A 23,101-nucleotide genomic window follows, 5' to 3' on the forward strand; every position below is an offset into this window, starting at 1 on the left:
ACGCGTCAGCGCAGTGTCCGCGTTCCTCGCTGACGCGTCATGCCCGGACCGGGGAGGCCGGCCCCCGCCGCATCCCCGCGCGATTGCTGGACGTTGTCTTCCGGACACCTCCTGGCCCCTGGCGTGCAACCGCCTGCGTACCCCTCGCCTGGCGAGGGGACGCGCGACGCTCTTGCGTCCGCGTGTGCATGTGGAGGAACGCTTGTTCGCACGAAGGCATCACCTGGGGCTCGGAGGACTGGCCGTCCTCTGCGCCTTCAGCGCCCAGGCCCAGAGCACCATTCCGGGCATCGAACTGGAGCGCCTGCAGCTCAACCCCGCCATGCGTGACAGCCTCGTGCTGTCCACCGGTGACCTGCTCCCCGCGGGGCAGTTCCGCATCGGGTTGACGGCGCACTACGAGAACCGGCCCCTCGTCCTGGTGGAGAACGACGAGCGGCAGGCCGACATCATCTCCAACCGCGTGACGACGCACATCACCGCGGCCTACTCCCTCACGAACTGGCTGGAGTTGGGCGCGCAGGTGCCCATCGTCGCCCAGTGGGGCCCGGAGACCGCGTCGAATGGCGTGTCCCGTCCCACCACCAGCGCGCTCGGCACGCCGTGGGTCCAGGCCCGCGTGGGCTTCCTCTCCGAGAGCCGGGGCGGACCGGTGGACCTGGGTCTGCACCTGGCCGCCGCCCTGCCCCTGGGCAGCAAGGCCGCCCTCACCCGCGACGAGGGCTTCACCTTCTCCCCGCGCCTGGGCGCCGGCAAGCAGCTGGGCGGCACCTTCCGCGTGGGCGCGGACGTCGGCGCGCTCGTGCGCACGAAGACGTACGCGCTGACGCCGCAGACGCAGCCCTACCTCGACGAGATGGGCGTGGAGGTGAACGGCGGCGTCAACCTGTCCGCCGCCCTCTGGGGCCTGCGCGAAGAGGTCATCGTGCGCGGCACCATTCCCACCCAGGACTCGCCCAGCTCGATGGAAGCGCTCCTGGGCCTGCGCGTCCCCACCGCTGACGGCACCGAGTTGTACGTCATGGGCGGCCCGGGCTTTGGCCAGACGCCGGGCACGCCGCGCTTCCGCGTGCTCGCCGGTGTGTCCTTCGGCACGCCTCCCGCGCCCAAGGGCCCCGTCTGTATCGCGGGCCAGCCCCACGTGGCCGCCGAGTGTCCCGACCTGGATGCCGACGGCGACGGCGTGAAGAACCGCGACGACCAGTGCCCCACGACGGCCGGCCTGGCGCAGCTCCAGGGCTGCCCGGACAAGGACGACGACCAGGACGGCATCCCCAACCTGGCGGACAAGTGCCCCACCCAGGCGGAGAACAAGAACGGCTTCGAGGACGAGGACGGCTGCCCGGACGACCCTGACTCCGACGGGGACGGCATCGTGGACTCCAAGGACCAGTGCCCGAAGGAGCCGGAGACGTTCAACGGCTACAAGGACAAGGACGGCTGCCCGGACGTGGAGCCCGACCGTGACGGCGATGGCATCGTGGACCGCCTGGACAACTGCCCGGACGAGCCCGGCACCGAGGCCAACGGCGGCTGCAAGGAGGCGCCCGTCGCGCGCATCGACTCCGGCAGCATCCGCATCATGGAGGCCGTGTTCTTCGAGAACAACAAGGCCGTCATCCAGAAGCGCAGCAACGCGGTGCTCGACAAGGTCGCGTCCATCCTCGTGTCCCATCCGGACATCGAGAAGGTGCGCGTGGAAGGCCACACCGACAACACCGGCAAGGCTTCCTACAACCTGGAGCTGTCCCAGAAGCGCGCCGAGGCCGTGGTGGACTACCTCGTGAGCAAGGGCGTGCAGCGCGAGCGGTTGGTGGCGCAGGGCTTCGGGCCCACGCAGCCCATCGCGGACAACGCGAAGGCGGACGGCCGCGCGAAGAACCGCCGCGTCGAGTTCAAGATCGTCGGAGAGGCCGAGGGCGTGCAGACGACGCCGGCCTCCTCCTCTTCCCCCGACACCCTTCGGAAGTAAGGCAGACCGTCCATGTTCAAGACCCTGATGCATTCCCTTGTCCGGGGAGATTCACCCCGGATGGCCCTGAGCGCGGGCTTCCACGCGCTGGCCCTGTGTTCGCTGTTCCTCCTCGCGGGCTGCGAGTCGGCCACGCCGCGGCCCGCTGCCTCCGAACCGGTGCTCACGAGCCAGGCGTCCTCGCTCGTGGGTGACGGCCGGCTCCAGCCCGGCGAGCAGTGCGACGACGGCAACACGGTGAGCGGGGACGGCTGTTCGTCCACCGGCACCGTGGAGGCGGGCTACCTGTGCAACGTGCCCGGCAACGCGTGCTCGTTGGCGAGCCTGTGTGGCAACAACGTGGTGAACACCGGCGAGCTGTGCGACGACGGCGACACCACCAGCGGAAGCAACGGCTGTTCGGCGACGTGTGACTTGTCGCTGTGTGGCAACGGCGCGTTCGACAACCGCCAGTACCCGTCCTACGCGCAGGAGATCTGCGACGACGGCAACCGCTTCGAAGGCGACGGGTGCAGCCGGCAGTGCGAGGTGGAGCCCGGCTTCGCCTGCGCGGGCAGCCCCAGCCGCTGCGTGAGGGCGGGTGTGGCGGTGTTCAACACCGGCGTGGACGCGCAGAACCGCCGCCTGCCCACGGGCGCGGTGGATACGCACTGGTTCTACTCCGGCACCACCACCGGCGCGGACACCGGCGTGCGCAACGCCAACGACTGGCCGCTGGAGATGCAGACCGCGCGCTTCATGGCGCCCCAGGGCGCGCAGACGTGCGTGTACCAGGACTTCCTCATCCCCTCGACGACCAACATCGCGCAGTTCCGCCTGCGCCTGGCCACCTTCAATGACAACCAGTTCGACGGCGCCAGGGTGAACGGTGTGGCCATCACGCCCGTCACCGTGAGCGAGCCCGCTGGCCAGCCCTGGCAGAAGAACATCTTCCGCGAGTTCGGCACCAACGCGGCCTGGCACGCGGGCCTCAACCGCATCGAGCTGTGCAACGAGAACGAGGCCAGCCCGCCGAACGCCTTCCGCTACCTCTTCGTGGACGCCTACGACGACCGCTGCGGTGACGGCGCTGTCTCCCCGCGCGAGGAGTGCGACGACGGCAACACCACGGCGGGCGACGGCTGCAACGCCACCTGCGGCATCGAGTCCGGCTATGGCTGCGCTGGCGCGCCCAGCACCTGCGCCAAGACGTGCGGCAACGGCAACCTGAACCCCGGCGAGCAGTGCGACGACGGCAACACCACCGCGAACGACGGCTGCAACGCCAGCTGCCGCGTGGAAGACGGCTACGCCTGCCCCACGCCGGGCCAGTCCTGCGCGGCCACCTGCGGCAACGGCGCCATCAACGCGGGAGAGCAGTGCGACGACGGCAACGTGTTCAGCTCCGACGGCTGCTCCGCGGCGTGCCGCATCGAGACGGGCTACTCCTGCAACGGCACCCCGTCCGTCTGCGCCCCGCTGTGCGGCAACGGCGTGCTCAACGCCGGTGAGCTGTGCGACGACGGCAACACGAACCTGAACGACGGCTGCTCCAACGCCTGCACCCTGGAGCTGGGCTATGCCTGCGCCACGCCGGGCCAGCCCTGCGCGAAGACGTGCGGCAACGGCAACATGGACCCGGGCGAGCAGTGCGACGACGGCAACCTCGCGTCCGGTGACGGCTGCGCCACCGAGTGCCGCGTGGAGGGCGGCTATGCCTGCTCCACGCCGTCCAACGGCCCCTCCGTGTGCGTCCAGTCGTGCGGCAACGGCGCCCTGGATCCGAACGAGACCTGCGACGACGCGGACCAGTCGTCCGGCGACGGCTGCTCCAATGGCTGCCGCGTGGAGCCGGGCTACAGCTGCTCGGGTCAGCCCAGCACCTGCGCCACCCTCTGCGGCGACGGCATCCGCGCGGGCTCCGAGGCGTGCGACGACGGCAACGCCACGGCGGGCGACGGCTGCAACGCCACCTGCGCAGTGGAGCCGGGCTGGAGCTGCCCCGCCCCTGGCAACGTGTGCTTCAACACCTGCGGCAACGGCACGGTGGACGTGGGCGAGTCGTGCGACGACGGCAACGCCGCCAGCGGCGACGGCTGCAACGCCACCTGCGCCGTGGAGCCGGGCTACAGCTGCAACGGCGCGCCCAGCGCCTGCGGCACCACCTGCGGCGACGGCATCCGCGCGGGCGCCGAGGTGTGCGACGACGGCAACCTGGTGGGCGGAGACACCTGCTCGCCGCGCTGCCTGCTGGAGGTGGGCCAGGCGTGCAACGCGTCCAACGTCTGCGAGGCGTACTGCGACCTGTCCACCCAGCAGTGCGTGGCGCAGGCGCCCCAGCCCGTGACGCCGGCCCCGGTCATCACCGGCCCCACGGCGAACTCCACGGTGACCACCGGCACGCCTCCCATCACCGGCACCAGCGTGCCCAACGCGCAGGTGACGGTGCGTGAGGGCGGCACCGTGGTCTGCACCGCCACCGCCGACGCGGCCGGCAACTGGACTTGCACGCCCACGACGCCGCTGGTGGATGGCCCGCACAACGTGACGGCCACGGCCGAGACGTCCACGAGCACCACCAGCCCCCCGTCCACCGCCGTCCCCTTCATCGTGGACACCGAGGTCCCGGCCCCGGTCATCACCGGCCCGGAGGCGAACACCACGGTCACCACCGGCACGCCCGCCATCACCGGCACCGGCGAGCCCGGCGCGCTGGTGACGGTGCGTGAAGGCACGACCGTCATCTGCACCGCCACCGTGGACGCGGCCGGCAAGTGGAGCTGCGTGCCCACGACGCCGCTGACGGATGGCCCGCACAGCGTGACGGCCACTGCCGAATCGCCCGCGGGCATCACCAGCCCTCCGTCCGCCACCGTCCCCTTCGTGGTGGACAGCGTGGTGCCGGACAACCAGGCCCCGGACACCTCCATCGTGAAGGGCCCGTCGCCGACCACCTCAGACCGCACGGCGGACTTCGAGTACGCCTCCACGGAAGTGGGCTCCACGTTCGAGTGCAGCCTCGACGGTGGCGCCTGGGGCCCGTGTCGTGACAGCTACACCGTCGGCGGCGGGGACCACGTCCTGCGTGTCCGCGCGGTGGACGGCAGCGGCAACACGGATGCGACCCCGGCGGAGTACACCTGGACGGTGGTGAACACGCGCGCCTTCGCGGGCGGCGGGTGCAGCACCGCGCCGGATGCCTCCTGGCTGGCCCTCCTGGGCCTGATGGGAGTGCCGGGGCTGCGCCGCCGTCAGCGCCGCGCCGCATAGCCTCGCGGAGCCCGCCGGAGGGGAGGGCCTACCCCCTTCCCGGGAGCGCCCCCTCGCTCCCTCTCATGGCGCCCTTCCGGCGGCGCTCCCGCGTCCCCCTGCCTTCCCCGTATGCTTCGTCCGTGCCCGGGGCAGGTCATCAAGCGTCTTACGAGGAGGAGGTCCTGCTCGCGCTGGACGAGGGGCTGCTGTCCTCCGAGGAGGCGGCGGCCCTGCGCGAGGAGGCCCTTCGCCTGCACCGCGGGCCCCTGGAGCTGTTGAAGGAACGGGGCCGGCTGACGGAGGACACCCTGGACCTCTTGCGGCAGGACCTGGCTCGCGGCGTCACGGACCGGGGTGAAGCGCCCATCCAGGAGGCCGCCACGCTGGGCACGGCGATTCCGTCCTCGCTGGGTGTGCATGGCGTGCCCTCGTTCCCGGTGCCCGGCTGGGACCGCTACGAGCCCGTGCGCTTCCTGGGGCAGGGCGGCATGGGGCAGGTGTTCCTGGCCTATGACCCGCTGTTGCGCCGCAACGTGGCCCTCAAGTTCGTGCGCGACGGGGACCCGGAGCTGGCCCGCCGCTTCCTGTCCGAGGCCCGCGCCCAGGCCCGCGTGCGCCACGAGCGCGTGTGCGAGGTCTACGAAGTGGGCGAGGTGCGCGGCCACGCCTTCATCGCCATGCGCTACGTGGAGGGCCCGTCGCTGGGGCAGCTCTCCAACTCGCTCACGCTGGAGCAGCGCGTCTGGGTGCTGTGCCAGGCCGCGGAGGGCGTGCACGCCGCGCACCGCGTGGGGCTGGTTCACCGCGACCTGAAGCCCGGCAACATCCTGGTGGAGCGCACGGAGGACGGAGGCTTCAACCCGTTCGTGATGGACTTCGGCCTGGCGCGGGACTGGCGCGAGGACAGCACCACCCCGAACGCGGTGCTGGGCACGCCGCACTACATGCCGCCCGAGCAGGCCCGCGGTGAGGGCCACCGCCTGGACCGCCGCGCGGACGTCTACGCGCTGGGCGCAACATTATATGCGCTGCTCACCGGGCAGCCTCCCTTCACCGGCGGGACGGAGAAGGAGGTGCTCGCGAAGCTCCAGACGGAGCCGCCTCCGCGTCCGCGCGCGCTGGAGCCGGACATCCCGGAGGACCTGGAGGCCGTGGTCCTCAAGTGCCTGGAGAAGGAGCGGCCGCTCCGCTACGACTCCGTGCGCGCCTTCACGGACGACCTGGAGCGCTTCCTGTCCGGCGAGCCGGTGCGAGCCCGCCATGGCGCGCGCTACTGGCTGGGCAAGAAGGTCCGCAAGCACCGCGCGGCGCTGGCGCTGGGTGGCACGGTGGTGGCGGTGGTGGCGGGCGCGCTCACGCAGGCGCAGCTCGCGCGCGGCGAGGTGGCCGAACGCGAGCGGCTGGCCCGGGCCTTCACCGAACGCGTGGAGCGCATCGAGTCCTCGGCGCGCTACTCCGCCCTGTCGCGCCTGCACGACACGCGCAAGGACCGCGAGGCGCTGCGCGCGAGCATGACCGCGCTGGAGCAGGAGATTGCCCGCGCGGGTGAGCAGGCGGTGGGCCCCGGTGAGTACGCGCTGGGCCGCGCCCTGTTCGCGCTGGATGACCTGGACGGCGCGCGCGCGAAGCTGGAGTCCGCGTGGGCGCACGGCTTCCGCGAGCCCCGCGTGGCCTGGGCGCTGGCTCAGACGCTGGGCCACCTGTACCGCGAGCAGCTGCTGCTGGACGTGGAGCGCCGAGCCCCCGCGCAGCGCGAGGCCCGGCTCAAGGAGCTGAACGGGCGCTACCGCGACCCGGCGCTCGCGTACCTGCGCCAGGCGGAGGGGCCGGACGTGCCCGCGCCGCCGTCGTTCGTGAAGGCCCTGTTCGCCTTCTACGAGGACCGCCCGGAGGACGCGCTGGCGCTGCTGGACGCGCCGGGCACGCAGTCACCGTGGTTCTATGAGGCGCCGCTGTTGCGCGGCGACATCCTGCTCGCGCGTGCCACGCGGCGCTGGAACGGCGGGGACCGCGCGGGTTCGCAGGCGGACCTGGCGCTGAGCCGCGAGGCCTACGCCGCCGCTGTCGCCACGGCGGAGAGCCAGCCCGTGGTGCACTCGGTGCTGGGGCGGCTGGAGCTGGCCGCGCTGGTGATGGAGCTGTACGGCGAGGGAAACATCCTGCCGCACTACGAGCGGGGCCTGGAGGCGCTGTCGCGCGCGCTCGCCGCCGCGCCGGACCATGCCCGCTCGCTGGTGCTGGTGTCGCGCTTCCACCGCCGGCTCGCGGAGCAGCGCACGAACCAGGGCGGGGAAGGCGTGGAGGCGCTGCTGGAGAAGTCCCTGGCCGCGCTGCGCACCGCGGAGGCCGTGGCCACGCCGAGTGAACGCATCCCGCTGGAGCGGGCCCTCACGCATCGCCAGTGGGCGCGCTATCAGCAGCTGCGCGGAGAGGACCCGCGCGGACAGCTGAAGCTCGCGATTGCCTCCTTCGAACAGCTGCGCCCGGAGGACCGCGACTACGCGTTCCACGCCAACCTGGGGCTCGCGTGGCAGGGGCAGGCGGACGCGGAGGCCGCGCGCGGCGGAGACCCGCTGCCGCTGTTGGACAAGGCCATCGCCGAGTACCAGGCGGCGCTCCAGCTGAGCGAGCAGCAGCCGTTCTCGTGGATCAACCTGGGCGTCGCGTACCGCAAACGGGCGGACGCCCGGAACGCGCCGGATGCGATGGGCGACCTGCGCCTCGCGAACAGCGCGCTCACGCGGGCCCTGTCCCTCAACCCGGACAACTTCAGCGCGTGCTTCAACGGCGCGGAGGTGGCGGAGCAGCTCGCGCGAGCCCGCTACCTGAAGGGCGAGGACGTGAGCGTGGACCTGGAGCGCGCCCTGACGCTGTACCGGCAGGGGCTGGCGCTCAACGCGAAGCAGCCCGCGCTCCACAACGCGCTGGGCTCCGCGGTGTTCTGGCAGGCGGAGCTGCGCGCGGAGGAGGGCGGCGACACAAAGGCCCTGCTCGACGAGGCGAAGGCGTCCTTCGAGAAGGCCCGAGCCCTGGCGCCCACGCAGGGCTTCGCCTTCAACAACCTGGGCGAGTGGGAGGTCTTCCGCGCGGAGCTCCAGCTCGCGAAGGGCGAGGACCCGAGCGTCGCGCTGCGCGCCGCGGTGGACGACTACTCGGAGGCGCTGAAGCGGCTGCCGGACGACGCGGACCTGCTGGCGAACCTGGGCAAGGCGTGGGTGCGCCACGCGGCGTGGACGCTGTCACAGGCGGGAAATCCGGCGGCGGACCTGACGAAGGCTCAGACGGCGCTGAACCGGGCCCGCGAGCAGAACCCGCGCCTGGGCAATGCCTGGCGCTACCTGGCGGAGGCTTCCGGCGTCCGGGCGCGCTGGATGGCGCAGGGCCACGGGGCGGCGGACGGCGAGTTCACGCGCGCGGCGGAGGCCTTCGAGGAGGCGCTGAAGCTCGACCCCAGGCTGGAGTACCGGCTCGCGGCGGCGGAGCTCCACGGCGCCTGGGCGCGGTGGCGCATCCGTGAAGGGCAGGACGCGGCGGCCGGGCTGACGCGAGGACTGGCGCTGGCCGACGCGGTGGTGTCGGCCCGCCCCCGGTGGAGCCGGGCGCGCGAGGTGAGGGACGGACTGGTGGCGCTTCGCACCCCGACCCCGGAGAGCGTGGTCGACGCACCCACGCCCTGAGGACGCTACCGGCGGACCTCCACCGGCGGATCGCTCGTCACGTCGATGCCGCCGTTCTTGCGGTCCGATTGCCCCTCGATGGAGCTGTCGTCCTGGACCTTGCGAGAATGGATTCTCACCTGGAAGGGATGCCTCCCTCGCTTCGCGTGGGGGGCGACGGTCAGCGGCACGGGCACCGCGTTGTCGCTGGTCAGCTTGAACGGGCTCCGCGCGGTGAAGCAATCATCGTGGTGGAACGACACGACCGCGGTGGCGTCAGCCGCGTAACCAGCCATCACGAAGACCACCAGGTCGCCGTGCTTCACCTCCGGCGACGGGTCGTAGGTGATGTCCTTGGGGGAGAGAGTCACTGTCATGAGGGCCATGGGCCCGGACTGCATTGCATCGCCTGTACCAGTGCGCGGACCGTGAACACCGCTGGGATGTTTCACGGCCGCGACACGGGGCAGGACCCCGGACACGTCAATGACAGGGCACGGTCCGGGGCTGACGTGTCCGCCGGTTAGGCGCGCTTCTCCGGCGGGTCGCTGGTCACGTCGATGCCGCCGTTCTTCCGGTCCAGCTTGAGCGGATGGACCTTGTCCTCGCTCCGGGTGCTCGACCCATCGTCGATGGTCGCGTCGAATTCGTAGATCCGCTTCACCGCCGTTATCGAGACGGTCAGCGGGGAGGTCGCCAGCGCGTGGGTCCCTCCGAGCTCGTACGGGTACGGGTTCGAGGCGGAAATGGTGAGGCAGTTCCCGTGGGGGAACGTGATGGTGGCGGTCGCGCCCGGAGGGTAGCTGCCCAGTGAGAAGACCACCGTGTCACCGTGTTTCGCTTCTGGACCGGGGCTGTAGGTGACGGGAACCGTGGAGAGGTCGACTGTGATGTTGGCCATAGGTCCGCGCAGCATTGCAGCCCCCGTACCAACATGCATGTCTTGAGTGATGGCTCGGATGTTTCACGGCTGCGACAGCGGACGCGCGCTCCCGGACGTGTCAGTGACACGTCATGGTCCAGGAGCTGACGTGTCCGTTCGTCAGGCGCGCTTCTCCGGCGGGTCGCTGGTCACGTCGATGCCGCCGTTCTTCCGGTCCCACTCGTGACCCTTTCGGGCCAGGGACTCCTGCCCGCTGTTGAAGTCCACGTCGAAGGAATAGACCCCGCGCTCAGCCGTCAGGGCGACGGTCAGCGGCGCGGTCGCCATCGTGGGGCCTCCGAGCGTGTACGGGCCGGACGTGGTGAGGCAGGTGCCGTCGGGAAACGTCACGGTGGCGGTGGCGTTGAGCGCGTTGCCCAACGTGAAGACCACCTTGTCGCCGTGCTTCACATCGGGGCTGGGGCTGTAGGTGACTGGGGTCGTGGAGACGTCGATGGTGGTGGTGTTGGTGGGCATGGTGCCCGTGGCCATTGCAGACGTCATACCAGCTCAGCTCGCGTCCAATCCCAGCTCACGCACGCGGCGATGGAGCGCGCGGCGGGAGACCTCCAGCTTCTGCACCATGCGGTCCAGGTCGCCCTCGCACTCGTGGAAGCAGCGGGTGATCTCCTCCGGGCTCAGGTCACGCGCGGTCCGCAGGAGCGAGCTCTTGTCGATGAGCACGTACACGGAGGAGCGCGGGATGCCCAGCCAGTCCGCCGTGGCCTTCAAGTCCCACGCACAGGCGCGCAGGGCCTCCAGCACCTCCTGTTCGCTCACCTCCGACGGCTTGCGCCGCGCGGGTGCGCGCGTCTCCGAAGGCGCGGGCGTGTCCTCCGAGGCAGGGGAGGGCGACCGCTCGGTCAGGGGTTGTCCGGGGATGGGGAGCGCGTCGGCGTCCAGCGACTGCTCCAGCCGCGCATCCACGCGCAGCCCCGGCAGGCCCCGGCTCCCAATCACGAGCTGCCGCGCGACGTTGCGCAGCTGGCGCACGTTGCCGGGCCACGCGGAGCGCGCCAGCCGCGCGGCGAGCGACGCGGGCAGCCACGGCTCCGCGCGCGCGTCCGAGGAGCTCAGCCGCCCCGCCTCGCCCGTGGACTCCAGCTCCTGGCGCGCGAAGTGGAGGAACAGCGGCGCGATGTCCTCGCGGCGCTCGCGCAGCGGCGGCACGGTGATTTCGAAGCCCGCCAGCCGGTGCAGCAGCGGGGCCTTGAAGTGGCCGTCGCGGATGTGCGCCTCCAGGTCCGCGTCCGTGGCGGTGACGAGCCGCACGTCCACGCGCACCGGGGTCTGCGCGCCCACGGGATAGACCTCCTGGGTCTCCAGCACGCGCAGGAGCGCCGCCTGGACCTCCGGGGGCGCCTCCGCCACCTCGTCCAGGAAGAGCGTGCCGCCGTGGGCGGCGCGGAAGAAGCCCTCCCGGTCTCGCGCGGCGCCGGTGAACGCACCCCGCACCGCGCCGAACAGCTCCGCGGCGATGAGGTCCTTGGCAAGGGCGCCCAGGTTGACGCTGACGAAGGGGCCCGCGCGGCGGGGGCTCCGCGCATGGAGCGCTCTCGCCACCAGCTCCTTGCCCGTGCCCGTCTCGCCCCGCACCAGCACGGGGACCAGGAGGTCGGCCACGCGGAGCACGTCCTCGCGCACGCGGACGATGCCCTCGCCGTCGCCCACCATGCCCAGCCCCGCCAGCTCCGTCTGGGCACTGGCGCCGCGCACGGTGGCCATGTGCAGCAGCAGCGCCACGCGCCCGGCGAGCACCAGCGGCACGCCCGCCACCAGGGCCTCCGCGGGGAACTCCCGCCCGCCACGCACCGGCTCGCTGCCCACCCACACCGGCGTCCCGCCCTCCGGCACCCGCAGCCGCACGCTGCCGTCCGTCCCCGCCTCGAAGCGCACGGGTGTACGGCTGAGGAAGGGGTCACCCAGGGGCAGTGCCAGCACCGCCCCCGGACGGCTGAAGTCCGGTGCGTTGCGGGACAGGGCCACCGCGCGCTCTCCGGACAGCAACCCGTCCAGCAGCAGCCGCTCCCCGATGCGCTGGGGCTGGGCATGGCCAATGAGCGTCAACGCCGGCATCACCTGGGCGGCCTGGGAGGGCGTGCCCTGGGTGCGGACGGCGGTGGTGGAGAAATTCGTGGGGTTCTTGGGCGGCATGGACCTCCCAGGCAGCCTACAACGGGCTGGCTGCCCCGGGGCCTGGCAGGCGGCGTTCCTTCGCGCTCCTACCTACTCCGTCGGGGAGCCGTCCCCACGGCTGCTCGCAAGGTGGGCACGGGCGGTAGGGGCGGAAGCCACGCCCGCGTCCCATCCGATGAATAGGTTCGTGGCGCGTGCCGTGTGGTTCTTCGAGAGGGAGCGCGACCTTCATGACTCCATCGAACTCGAACATCCCTGTCTTCGGCGCCGTCCTCTTCGACCTGGACGGCGTCGTCATCGACACGACCGAACTGCACTACCGCGTCTGGGACGAGTTCGCTCGTGAGCGGGGCTACGTGCCCACGCGCGAGCAGCTGCTCGCCACCAACGGCCTGCGGGCCGGGGAGACGCTGCGCGCGTGGTTCGGCGCGGAATTGGATGACGAGCAGGTGGCCGTTCTCACGGACGACCGGGAGCGGGCCTTCCACCGGCTGCTCGACCACGAGCCGGTGTCCCCCGTCCCCGGCGTGGGCGCCTACCTGATGTCCCTGAAGCGGGCGGGCGTGCCCTGGGCCCTGGGCACGAGCGCCCTGGCCCAGAACGCGGAGCGTGCCCTGGAGCGCGTGGGGCTGGAGCACCTGTTCCCCGTGCGCGTGACGTCCACGGACGTGTCGCGGGGCAAGCCGGATCCCGAGGTGTACCTCAAGGCCTCCGCCGCGCTGGGCGTCCCGCCGCACGCGTGCGTGGTGTTCGAGGACGCGGTGGCGGGGCTGAGGGCCGCGCGGGCCGCGGGCGCGGCGTGTGTCGCCGTCGCCACGTCGTTCCCGCGCGAGGTCCTGGTGCGCGAGCGGCCGGACTGGCTGGTGAAGGACTTCCGGGACCTGCCGCAGGCGCTGCGTCCCGGAAGCCACGGCTTCACGGCGCCGACGGCACCTCACCCGTGAGCACGCAGATGAGCGCGTCCGGGTCGCACTTCACGGGGAACAGCGGGTTGATGCCGGAGCCGCGCAGCCGGCCCGCGTCGTAGTCCGCGTACGGGTCGCACAGCGCGTCGTCCGGCAGCTTCGTCGTGCTGTTCTGGCACTTGATCACCGGCCAGATGCCCTTCACGGCGTACTCGGCGGTGCAGCCGTTCTCCGAGTACACGAGGTCCGCGGTGAACTGCGTCCCCGGAATCTCCGGCGTGTTGTAGATGCGCAGGTTGCTCCACGCGTAGCCGTAGTCCTGCGCGGGCAGCGCGCCGCCGTCGGGGGCCGTGGCCGCGGATACCTCCAGCCGGGTGGGCGACAACGCCGGCACCGAGCAGAAGTGGTCCGCCCCCGGCGTCGCGGAGGTGAAGGGACCCACCGCGGTGGCGGAGGCCTTCGATTCCTCCGACAGTCGGGCCTTGAAGGACTCCAGCAGCGTGCCCAGCCGCGCGCTGCGCACGCCCACGGTGTCGGGCGCGGCCGGGTCCTGGCTGAAGAACTTCTGCAGCCCCAGCGGCTCCGGCTTGAGCCGCGCGCAGACGTTGTCCGGGTTCTGCCCGGGCTTGAGCTGGTACGTCGCGGCGAACGAGCCGGTGGAGCCCTCCGCCACGGCGCGCGCCACCACGCACTCGGCCTCCGGTTCGCTGCCACACGCGCCCACGGCGACGGCCGCCGCCGCGAGTCCCGCACTCACTGCCATCCAACGAAGCTTCATCGCGTAGGTCCTCATGGGCGTTCCGGCCTAGAAGCTGAGCTTCGCGCCCAGGCGGATGGAGCGCGGGGCCTGGTAGGCGGTGGGCCGCTTGAAGTTGGGGTTGATGTCCGAAACAGCGATGCGCTCATTCGTGGTGGTGGAGATGACCTTGCAGTCCTTGCTCATCGCGTTGAGGCACGCGGTGAGGTCGTCCGGCTTGCCGCCCTGCTCGATGGCGTACACGCGCGTGGTGGTGAAGGTCTGGTCCACGTCCGTGTACTGCTGGAAGTTGAAGAGGTTGAACACGTCCAGGGACACCGTGAGGACGTAGTCCTTCACCAGCCGCTGGTTGAGGCCCACGTGCCCGTCCACGCCGTGCACCCAGGGCAGACGGCCCGCGCTGCCGCGCGGCAGGATGAACGTCTCCGAACCGCTGCGGCGCGGGTGCGCGCCCAGGTAGTTGAGCGGCGTGCCGGAGCGCGCCCGGTAGTTGCCGCCCACGTTGATGCTGGTGCTCGGCCCCAGCACCAGCTCCTTCGCGGCGAACACCTTGAAGGAATGCGTGCGGTCGCCGGGCAGCTGTCCCTCGCGGTTGACGGTGAGCGACACCAGGTCGAAGTCGCGCGTGAGGTTGGGGGACAGCTGGCCGGTGTCCGCGCGGAACAGGCCGGAGTAGTTCCCGCGCAGGGTGGACCAGGTGTAGCTGCCCTGGGCCAGCCACCCGTTGGTGAAGGCGCGCTGGAAGTAGAGGTTGACCGCGTCGTACTCGCGCTTCGCCAGCGGGAAGTCCGTGGAGTAGCCCTTGCCCGGGTTGCCCAGGAAGAAGGTGCTGCCGTCGTCGCGGCTCATGTCCTCGATGACGTCGTTGAGGTAGCGCCGGGTGTACGTGGCGCCCAGGCGGCTCGCGGTGAAGAGCTCGTACTCACCGCCCAGCACGAACTCGTCCGCGGACTGCGCGCGAATCTGGGGGTCCACCGGCACGCGGTCTCCGCCCTGCGCGTTCCAGAGCTGGTTGGGGCTTTCGCTGCTGCGGTTGTTGATGGGCTGCCGGTTGGCCGCGGTGCAGTCCCCCAGCAGGGACTCTTCGCGCGAGGGATTGCACGGGGGCGCGTAATAGGTGGCGGAGAGCAGCTGCTGCTGCGGGAAGGACAGGTCCGCCATGTCCAGGGGGACGTTCTCGAAGAAGCGCGCGTAGTTGGCGAAGAGCTTGGCGCGGCCACTCTGCGTCGGGTCGTAGATGACGCCCAGGCGCGGGGACCACTGGTTGGGCAGGTGCAGGCCCACCTCGCCGTCCAGGCCGTAGATGGTCTGCACGTCGTAGCGCAGGCCCACGTTGACGGTGACCTTGTCCAGGACGGACCAGCTGTCCTGGAGGAAGCCGCCCACGGTGGTGGACGTGGAGGTGCCCTCCTTGTTGGGCAGGAACACCGGAAGGTCCGGGCCCTCCATGTAGCCGTACTGGTTGAGGGTGAAGAAGCAGTCGCCGCCGGTGCACTCCTGCCAGGGCGTGAGGCCGGTGCGCGCGCGGTTGTTGTAGAAGCTCATCCGCTCGATGTCCGCGCCGGCCTTGAGGATGTGGTGACCCAGGGCCTCCAGCAGGTACGTGCCCATCACCTTGCCCTGCACTCGGTCCAGCCGCTGGATGCTGATGGTGCCGGGGCCGCCCGTGGAGTAGGCCGCCACGGGGCAACGCAGCCGCTGCTCCTCGGGCGTGGTGCCGCAGGCGTCCTCGTACGGGAGCGTCTCGAACTCGTTGATGGTGTGGAACCCCGGGTTGCGGGTGCGGCGCCAGGCGATGTTGGACTTCGCGGACAGGCCCTCGCCGGAGCCCAGGCCGGAGCCGTCCGAAGGGAGGGTGGAGTCCGCCTGATGGTGCCAGCCGAGCGTCGCGTCCACGAGCAGCTTCTTGTCGAAGAAGGACGACGCCTGCTTCGCGACGATGTCCATGGCGCTGTTGCTGCGCTGGGTGGCGATGGCTTCATACGCGCCCTGCACGAAGGCGGTGCAGGACAGGCTGGTGCACACCTCCGGCTCGCCGTCGTCGCTGAAGGAATACTTGCCGCTGCCGCCGGAGGAGCGCGGCGTGCCGAACACGGACACGGACAGGCTGTGGTCCGGGTTGAAGTTGTAGGTGAGCTTGCCCAGGTACTGCACGCTGCGCTCGTCGGCGAAGCGGCTGGTGCGGCTGCCTTCGATGGGGCTTACCTGGGAGAAGCCGGTGGAGAGGTTCTTGCGGCGCGCGCCCACGGCGGAGCAGCCGTTGGTTTCGTCCACCTCCGTGCACAGCTCGTAGCTGTTGAGCTGGCGGTCCACCTGGATGCGATTGAAGGACGGCGCGACGCCCACGTAGAACCAGAGCTTGTCCTTGAGCAGGGGGCCGCCCAGGTCGAAGCCGAAGTCGCCCAGGTTGTGGGCGCTGCCCTGCGCGGAGATGACGCTGCCTTCGCGCAGAATCTCCTTGCCGGACGTCTGGAATGCGCCGGGCGCGTAGTTGGCGAACACGGAGCCGTGGAACTCGTTGGAGCCGGACTTGGTGACGACGTTGAGCACGCCGCCGGTGGAGCGGCCGTACTCCGGCATGTAGCCGCCGGTGATGATGTTGACCTCCTTCACGAACTCCACGGACAGGGGCGTGCCCAGCGTGCCCACGCCGGGGTCGTTCACGGACAGGCCGTCCACGACGTACTGGCTTTCAGGTGAGGAGCTGCCGCTGATGCTCACGCCGTAGCGGTCCTCGGTGGCGCCGGGGGCCAGTTCAGCCAGGCCCTCGAAGGAGCGGGACGCGGAGCCCTTGGTGCCGGGGCGGATGACGGCGATGTTGCGGATGAAGTCCTGGTCCACGGTGACGCCCGCGGCGCTGGAGCCCACGTCCAGGGTCGGCGGAGAGCCGACGACCTCGACGTCGGAGCTCAGGGAGTCCGGAGCCAGCTCCGCGTTGAAGCGGATGGTGCGGTCGATTCTCAGCAAGATGCCGTCGCGGGCATAGGGCTGATAGCCCTGGGCCTCGAAGCGCAGCGTGTACGTGCCCGGCGGAAGCTGGGGGATGCGGTACAGGCCGCTCTTGTCGGAGAGCACGGTGCGCTCGCCCTGCAGCTGGGGCGAGGTGGCGGTGACCACGACATCCACCAGCGGCTTCTTGTCGAGTGTGTTCGTCAGGGTCCCGGTGATGACCGAGTTGCCCTGGGCCCAGGCCCCGGCTCCCCACAACACGACCATGAGCCACAGCCCACGGATGAAACGGATTCGTCTGGACACGGCTGCGCCCCTCCCGGCGAAGGCGGCGAACTCTGTCGCAAAACGTGAGAAATCCACCAGCCCAAATCAAAAAGACTTTGCCGCCAGAGCGGAAAAAGGCTGGCCCGCTGCGTCAGGCCCCGGGGAGGAAGCTCAGAGGATGTTCCCGGGCTCGGAGGTGAAGAGCGCGTGGAAGAGGGTGGTCTCCGGCGGCTTCATGAAGTTGACGTAGAGGGGAACAGGCGTCTGCGCGACTTCGAGCGGCAGGGCGGTGGCGCCGAACTCAGCTTCGATGTGTCGTGCGACGGTGTCCGCGATGCCTTGCAGCTCCAGCGGGACGGGGCCGAGGAAGACCTTCGACTCCATGAGGTGCTTCCCCAGGAAGACCCGGCGAACGCAGTGCACGGTGTAGAGGGGGGCCAGGATGCTGAGGTACCCGGCGACCGTCCAGGTGATCCGCGGGCGCATCATGTGCTGCTCCTGATGCGGGTAGACCAGCACGCAGAAGCTGGGGTTCGCCAGGCCCGGCGCGTAGTCCCAGGCATCGCAATCGGGAATCGCTGCTCGAAGCGTCTTCACGAAGGCCCCCCAGCGGGGCCTTTCCACATCCTTCTCCTCCCAGAGGGCTTGGTAGCGAAGATCCTCGGGGCTGGGCTCCTGACGGAAGACATAGGCCAGGTCAGAGCCCCAGTAGAGACGAGCAATCGCGAGCAATTCTTCGGCGGAAGGCGTCATGGCTTCTTGCTGCTTTGTCGTGTCCATGGCCTTCCCCCCGGAAGGCCGCTGACGTCACTTCAAAATCCTCTCAAAGCTCCATCGTCTCAGGGGGCGGGCTGTCCTCTGAGCTACGAGGAATCGGCATATAACAACAGCCCTGATGACCTCACGCCTCGCGCTCTTCGCCGCCCTGTCCCTCGGCTCCTTCCTCTTTGGTTTGTCGATGCTGGCGACGGCGTTCAGAGGCGCCGCCGCGCTCCCGGCGGCGCTGGTGCTGGGCCTGGGCTTGCTGGCCCTCGTCATCGTCACCTTGCGCCGGGCGCCGAACTGGCGGAGTGATGGCGCCTTCTCGCTCTCCGGGAAGGCTTGGAAGTGGCTGTCGTTGGCGGGGGCGCTGCTCTCGGGGCTCGGGGCCGTGGCCGTCGTCCTCGACAAGTACTCACTGCCACTGCCGTTCGGCGAATGCCTGGGCTCGAACTGCGACCTGTCGTACTGGCTCACGTCGCTCGCGTTCGTGTCCTGCTTCTTCGGTGGATGGCTCGTGTCCGCGGCGCTGTTGGGCGCCTACGGACTGCTGCGAGCCATCTCCTCGGCAGCGGTGTGGGCCGTGTCATTGTCCGTGGGTGCCGGCACGTGCCTGCTCTACCTGATTGTGCACATGGGACCCTAGAAGCCCTTCAGCGCTCCACCGTCGCAGGCAATGGACTGGCCGCTGATATACGCGGCCGGCTCCGACGCCAGGAACGTCACCAGCGCCGCGAACTCCTCCGGCCTGCCCAGCCGCCTCGCAGGGATGTTCGGCGCGACCTTCTCGTCGGACAGGCCCAGGTCCTTCATCCGGTCCGTCGCGTGGTAGCCCGGCAGCGCCGCGTTCACCGTGATTCCATACGGCCCCACTTCATTGCTCAGGCTCTTCACCAGCCCCAGCAATCCCGCGCGCAGGCCGTTGGACACCGTGAGGTTGTTCATCGCCTCGCGCGCCGCCGTGGACGTCACCAGCACGATGCGGCCCCAGCCCTGCGCCTTCATGCCCGGCAGCGCTTCCTGAATCGCATCCACCGTGGCCAGCCACAGGCTCTGGAACCCTGTCTGCCATTGCTCCACCGTGATGGACTCGAAGCCTCCGGACGGCGGGCCTCCCGCGTTCACCACCAGCACGTCCAGGCCGCCCAGCTTCTCGGTCACCTCGCGCACCAGCCCGCGCGCGGCCCCCGGCTGAGTCAAATCACACGGCACCGCCAGCGCCGCGCCCAGCTCCTTCGCTGCCTTCTGGAGTTTCTCCCCGCCTCGCGAGGACACCGCCACCGTCGCGCGCTCCTTCACCAGCGTGTCCGCGATGGCGCGCCCCAGCCCCGACGACGCGCCCGTCACCAGCGCCCGCCTACCCTTCAAGCCGAAATCCATCCGCGTGCTCCTCCATGAAAGGGGTCAGCCGGCCGCGAATCAGCTTCGCCGCCTGGTCCAGGTCCACGTCCTCGGGCCGCTTCAGCTCCCGAGCCAGCTCCGACACGATGCCGCCCGCGATGGAGCCCACGCCGTACGCCAGCCGGTAGGGCACACGGCTGAAGCTCACCAGCGAGTAGCGGCTGACGAACTCGCCCGGGAACGCGTTGAGCAGCACCTTCTCCACGCCCTTCTCCAACAGGAAGCGCGGATCCGCCGTGCTGTCGCGCATCTCGATGAAGTTCTCCACCGCCATGTCCGCGATGGCGTCCGCGTTCGTCTTGCGCAGCCGCTCGAACGCGTCGAACGCGGCCGCCCAGTCCGACTGCCGCTCCAGCAGCGAGTCCAGCACCACGCAGTCCTCGAAGCCGCAGTTCATCCCCTGCCCGTAGAAGGGGACCATCGCGTGCGCGGCGTCGCCCAGCAGCAGCGTGCGTCCGCCCTCACGCCACGGCGCGCACTTCACCGTCACCATCTGCCCGGTGGGCCGGGAGAAGAACTCCTCCACCAGCCCCGGAATCATCGCCTTCGCGTCCGGGAACTGCTCCTGGAAGAACGCCTCCAGCGCGGCGGGCGTGTGGAGCGACGCGAAGCTCACCGGCCCCTCCCACGGCAGGAACAGCGTGCACGTGAAGCTGCCGTCTTCATTCGGCAGCGCGATGAGCATGTACGTGCCGCGCGGCCAGATGTGCAGCGCGTGCTTCTCCATCTGGAAGCGCCCGCCCTCGCCCGGGGGAATCGTCAGCTCCTTGTAGCCATGCCCCAGCGTCTGCGAGTCCGCCTGGGACCCCGTCTGCGATTGCAGCGCCTGCCGCACCGCCGAACCCGAGCCGTCCGTGCCGAACACCACCGCGTCGCGCACCTCGCGCGTCACGCCCGTGGCCTCATCCAGCACCGTGAGCGCCCCCGCCGCCGGATCCGCCTGCGTCACCCGCTGCCGGAAGCGGATGGACACGCGCCCCGTGGCCTCCGCCTGTGTCATCAGGAACTTGTTCAACCAGCCACGTGACAGGGAATTGATGTGCTGCGAGTCATCCTTCCCATACGGCTGGAAGGCCAGCTCGCCCTTCACCGGGTGGATGACGCGCCCGCGCATGGGGATGGCGTGCTTCAGCGCCTCCTCCTCCAGGCCCACCTGCCGCAAGGCGTGCAGTCCGCGCGTGGAGATGGCCAGGTTGATGGAGCGCCCCGCGTCCAGCGTCTCGCGGCGCATGTCCGGGCGGCGCTCCAGCACCTCCACCGTGTGGCCCCGGCGGGCCAGGTACAGCGAGAGCAGCGAACCCACCAGGCCCGCTCCCACCACCGTCAGCTTCGACTCATTCGAGGGCATGGGCCTCCAGCGCCTTCACGAAGCGGAAGACGTCCAGGTACGTGTTGTAGAGGGGCGCGGGCGCGGCGCGGATGATGTCCGGCTCGCGGAAGTCGCAGATGATTCCGGCCGCGGACAGCCGCTGGAGCAGCCGCTTCGGCTCGCCCTTGAAGCGCAGGGACAGCTGCGCCCCGCGCTGCTTCAAATCTCGCGGCGTGGTGATGGTGACGTAGCCCGCGGGCAGCCGGTCCAGCAGGAACTCCAGGTAGCCCGTCATCTGGTCGCTCTTCTCGCGCAGGGCCGCCATCGTCGCCCTGTCGAACAGCTCCAGCGACGAACGCAGCGCCGCCAGTTGGAAGATGGGCGGGTTGGACAGCTGCCACCCCTCCGCGCCCGGCAGCGGGTCGAACGTGGGGCCCATCTCGAAGCGCGTGGCCTTGTTGTGCCCCCACCAGCCTTCGAAGCGCGGCAGTTCCGGTGAATGCGCGTGGCGCTCGTGCACGAACACGCCGCCCAGGCTGCCCGGTCCGCCGTTGAGGTACTTGTACGAACACCACACCGCGAAGTCGGGCCCGTCGTCGTGCAGCGACAGCTTCAGGTTGCCCGCCCCGTGCGCCAGGTCGAAGCCCACCTTGCAGCCCTGCGCGTGCGCCACGCGGGTAATCTCGCGCAGGTCGAACGCCTGCCCGGTGAGGTAGTTCACGCTGCCCAGCATCACCAGCGCGAGCTCCTTCCCGTGCCGCTCGATGGTCTCCAGGATGTCCTCGGAGCGCAGCGTGTCCTCGCCCTCGCGGGGCATCAGCCGGACGATGGCCTCTTTCGGGTCGTAGCCGTGGAAGCGCGCCTGAGACGCCACCGCGTATTGGTCCGATGGGAAGGCGCCGCCTTCAATCAGGATTTTGAAGCGCTCACGCGTGGGCCGGTAGAACGACACCATCATCAGGTGCAGGTTCACCGACAGGGTGTTCATCACCACGACTTCCTGCGGCTGCGCTCCCACCACCCGCGCCACCATGTCGGTGAGCTGCTCGTGGTAGGGCAGCCACGGGTGGCGGCCGTGCACGTGGCCCTCCACGCCCAGCCGCTCCCAGTCCTCCATCTCCATCTGCACGTACTTGCGAGCCTTGCGCGGCTGCAGCCCCAGTGAATTGCCCGCCAGGTAGATGGCCGGCGCGCCAGACGCAGCCGGGGGGAAGAGGAACTCGTCGCGCAGGGGCCTCAGCGGATCCGCTGCGTCCAGGCCGTAGGCGAACACATCGGTGTTCTCGTAGACAGGGGCCGTCATGGTGCGAAGTCCTCGTGCGAGCGCCCCAGCCACTCCAGGGCATTTCGGGACAGCAGTTGCTCGCGCACGGAAGGCGCCAGGTCCGTCAGCGACTCGATGAGCGTGCCGGGCCGCTCCTCGCCCAGCGGGAAGGGATAGTCACTGCCCAGCGCCACCTTGTCCGCGCCGAACAGCTTCACGATGCCGCGCAGCGTCTCCGCGTCGTGCACCAGCGAGTCCACCCAGAACCGGCCCAGGTAGTCGCGCGGCGCGACCTTGTTGTCCACGGCCACCAGGTCCGGGCGAACCTCGAAGCCGTGCTGGATGCGGCCCAGCGTGCCCGGGAACGCGCCGCCGCCGTGCGCGAACGCGAGCCGCAGCTTCGGCAGCCGCTCCATCACCCCGCCGAAGATGAGCGAGCAGATGGCCAGCGACACCTCCGCCGGCATCCCCACCAGCCACGGCAGCCAGTACTTCGCCATCTTCGCCTCACCCATCATGTCCCACGGGTGCACGAAGACGGCCGCGCCCAGGTCGCTCGCCGCCTGGAAGAAGGGGAAGAGGGCCGGGTCGGACAGGTTCAGGTCATTGACGTGGCTGCCAATCTGCACGCCCGCGAACCCCAGCGTGCGCACGCAGCGCTCCAATTCCTTGACCGCCAGGTCGGTGGATTGGAGCGGCACCGTGCCCAGGCCCACGAAGCGCTTCGGCGCCGTCGCCACCGCGCCGGCCAGGTGGTCGTTGAGGAAGCGCGCCACCTCCAGGCCGTCCTGCGGCTTCGCCCAATAGCTGAACAGCACCGGCACCGTGGACAGGACCTGCACCTGGACACCGTGCGCGTCGCACTCGGTGACGCGCTGCTGCGGGTCCCAGCAGTTGCTTTCAATCTCGCGGAAGAACTTCCCGTCGTCCCGCATCATCCGCGCGCGGCAGGGCGCGTGGTGGTCCAGCGCGATGAAGCCGCCGTAGCCGAAGCGCTCGGCGAAGCGGGGCAGCTCCGGGGGGAGGAGGTGCGTGTGGATGTCGACCTTCACTTGGGCGCACCACCCCGCGCCACCTTCGTGCCGCACTGCTTGCACGTGCAGTTCTCGGGGTTGCCGTAGAAGTGCTCGAACACCGGCGGCAGCTGCGTCACCAGGTTGGTGACGTGCAGCGATTCCTCATAGAGCTTCTCGCCGCACTTCGGGCACAGCCACAGGAACGAATCCAGCTCCTGCGGCTGGCGGCGGCGCTCCAGCACCAGTCCGATGGTGCCCGCGGGCCGCTGCGGCGAGTGCGGCACCTTGGGCGGCAGCAGGAAGATTTCGCCCTCGCGGATGGGGACGTCCTGCACCTGGCCGTCGTCGATGACGCGCAGGGTGATGTCGCCCTCCAGTTGGTAGAAGAACTCCTCGCCCTCGTTGACGTGGAAGTCCGTGCGCGAGTTGGGCCCGCCCACCACCGTGACCATGAAGTCCCGGTCCTCCCACACCTGCTGGTTGCCCACGGGCGGCTTGAGCAGGGGGCGGTGCTCGTCGATCCACTTCTTGAAGTTGATGGGGGTCAGTCGGCCCAT

Annotated in this window: 17 protein-coding genes; 5 read left to right on the plus strand and 12 right to left on the minus strand. The window is 70.3% G+C overall.

The genetic code is table 11. The annotated features are described in order from the left end of the window. Positions 1-202 precede the first annotated feature (202 nt). The 3 genes from D7X99_RS01170 to D7X99_RS01180 all read left to right on the plus strand — a co-directional run bounded on the left by D7X99_RS01170 (position 203) and on the right by D7X99_RS01180 (position 8,880). Positions 203-1,972 (plus strand): OmpA family protein, encoded by a 1,770-nt coding sequence (locus tag D7X99_RS01170; RefSeq protein WP_121776074.1) that lies wholly within the window; start codon positions 203-205, stop codon positions 1,970-1,972. Positions 1,973-2,032: 60 nt separating this feature from the next. Continuing rightward, complete coding sequence (locus tag D7X99_RS44375; protein WP_121776075.1) at positions 2,033-5,221, plus strand: DUF4215 domain-containing protein; 3,189 nt, start codon at positions 2,033-2,035, stop codon at positions 5,219-5,221. A gap of 122 nt (positions 5,222-5,343) precedes the next feature. Continuing rightward, complete coding sequence (locus D7X99_RS01180; RefSeq protein ID WP_121776171.1) at positions 5,344-8,880, plus strand: serine/threonine-protein kinase; 3,537 nt, start codon at positions 5,344-5,346, stop codon at positions 8,878-8,880. 5 nt (positions 8,881-8,885) lie between these two features. Here D7X99_RS01180 and D7X99_RS01185 read toward each other — a convergent pair whose 3' ends face one another. The 4 genes from D7X99_RS01185 to D7X99_RS01200 form a co-directional block, all read right to left on the minus strand. Next, the gene (locus tag D7X99_RS01185) at positions 8,886-9,245 is read right to left on the minus strand and encodes a hypothetical protein (RefSeq protein WP_147475986.1); all 360 of its coding nucleotides are present in this window, start codon (positions 9,243-9,245) and stop codon (positions 8,886-8,888) included. Positions 9,246-9,382: 137 nt separating this feature from the next. Further along, a complete protein-coding gene (locus D7X99_RS01190) occupies positions 9,383-9,760 on the minus strand; it encodes a hypothetical protein (protein WP_233613028.1) in 378 nt (125 codons plus the stop codon). Between the two features lie 141 nt (positions 9,761-9,901). Further along, entirely contained in the window at positions 9,902-10,285 is a 384-nt protein-coding gene (locus tag D7X99_RS01195) for a hypothetical protein (protein ID WP_233613029.1), read from the minus strand. Between the two features lie 6 nt (positions 10,286-10,291). Further along, positions 10,292-11,935: a sigma 54-interacting transcriptional regulator gene (locus D7X99_RS01200; protein ID WP_121776078.1), complete on the minus strand. Its 1,644-nt coding sequence runs from the start codon at positions 11,933-11,935 to the stop codon at positions 10,292-10,294. A gap of 212 nt (positions 11,936-12,147) precedes the next feature. On the opposite strand from D7X99_RS01200, the gene D7X99_RS01205 reads away from it, so the two are divergent. Next, on the plus strand, positions 12,148-12,861 hold the full coding sequence (locus tag D7X99_RS01205) for an HAD family phosphatase (protein WP_120577663.1): 714 nt from the start codon (positions 12,148-12,150) through the stop codon (positions 12,859-12,861). Here D7X99_RS01205 and D7X99_RS01210 read toward each other — a convergent pair. The 3 genes from D7X99_RS01210 to D7X99_RS43390 all read right to left on the minus strand — a co-directional run bounded on the left by D7X99_RS01210 (position 12,833) and on the right by D7X99_RS43390 (position 17,575). Continuing rightward, positions 12,833-13,585 carry a hypothetical protein gene (locus tag D7X99_RS01210; RefSeq protein WP_233613030.1) on the minus strand — a complete coding sequence of 251 codons (753 nt, stop codon included), beginning with the start codon at positions 13,583-13,585 and terminating at the stop codon, positions 12,833-12,835. The two genes, D7X99_RS01205 and D7X99_RS01210, sit on opposite strands and share 29 nt — an antisense overlap. 42 nt (positions 13,586-13,627) lie before the next feature. Further along, on the minus strand, positions 13,628-16,834 hold the full coding sequence (locus D7X99_RS01215; protein WP_121776080.1) for a TonB-dependent receptor: 3,207 nt from the start codon (positions 16,832-16,834) through the stop codon (positions 13,628-13,630). 132 nt (positions 16,835-16,966) lie between these two features. Further along, a complete protein-coding gene (locus tag D7X99_RS43390; RefSeq protein ID WP_233613031.1) occupies positions 16,967-17,575 on the minus strand; it encodes a hypothetical protein in 609 nt (202 codons plus the stop codon). Between the two features lie 115 nt (positions 17,576-17,690). Between D7X99_RS43390 and D7X99_RS01225 the strand changes: the two genes are divergently transcribed. Next, positions 17,691-18,200 (plus strand): hypothetical protein, encoded by a 510-nt coding sequence (locus D7X99_RS01225; RefSeq protein ID WP_121776081.1) that lies wholly within the window; start codon positions 17,691-17,693, stop codon positions 18,198-18,200. On the opposite strand, the gene D7X99_RS01230 is transcribed toward D7X99_RS01225, so the two are convergent. From D7X99_RS01230 to nbaC, 5 genes are read right to left on the minus strand one after another with little or no spacing between them, the layout of a single operon-like run. Further along, a complete protein-coding gene (locus D7X99_RS01230; protein ID WP_233604847.1) occupies positions 18,197-18,922 on the minus strand; it encodes an SDR family oxidoreductase in 726 nt (241 codons plus the stop codon). The two genes, D7X99_RS01225 and D7X99_RS01230, sit on opposite strands and share 4 nt — an antisense overlap. Next, positions 18,912-20,303, minus strand: a complete 1,392-nt coding sequence (locus D7X99_RS01235; protein WP_121776082.1) for an NAD(P)/FAD-dependent oxidoreductase — start codon at positions 20,301-20,303, stop codon at positions 18,912-18,914. The genes D7X99_RS01230 and D7X99_RS01235 overlap by 11 nt, the downstream gene beginning before the upstream one ends. Then, a complete protein-coding gene (gene kynU / locus D7X99_RS01240; protein ID WP_121776083.1) occupies positions 20,290-21,567 on the minus strand; it encodes a kynureninase in 1,278 nt (425 codons plus the stop codon). The genes D7X99_RS01235 and kynU overlap by 14 nt, the downstream gene beginning before the upstream one ends. Beyond that, on the minus strand, positions 21,564-22,580 hold the full coding sequence (locus D7X99_RS01245) for an amidohydrolase family protein (protein ID WP_121776084.1): 1,017 nt from the start codon (positions 22,578-22,580) through the stop codon (positions 21,564-21,566). The genes kynU and D7X99_RS01245 overlap by 4 nt, the downstream gene beginning before the upstream one ends. After that, positions 22,577-23,101, minus strand: a complete 525-nt coding sequence (gene nbaC, locus D7X99_RS01250; RefSeq protein WP_121752033.1) for a 3-hydroxyanthranilate 3,4-dioxygenase — start codon at positions 23,099-23,101, stop codon at positions 22,577-22,579. The genes D7X99_RS01245 and nbaC overlap by 4 nt, the downstream gene beginning before the upstream one ends.

Source organism: Corallococcus sp. AB032C, from assembly GCF_003668935.1.
GTDB classification, from domain to species: domain Bacteria; phylum Myxococcota; class Myxococcia; order Myxococcales; family Myxococcaceae; genus Corallococcus; species Corallococcus exiguus.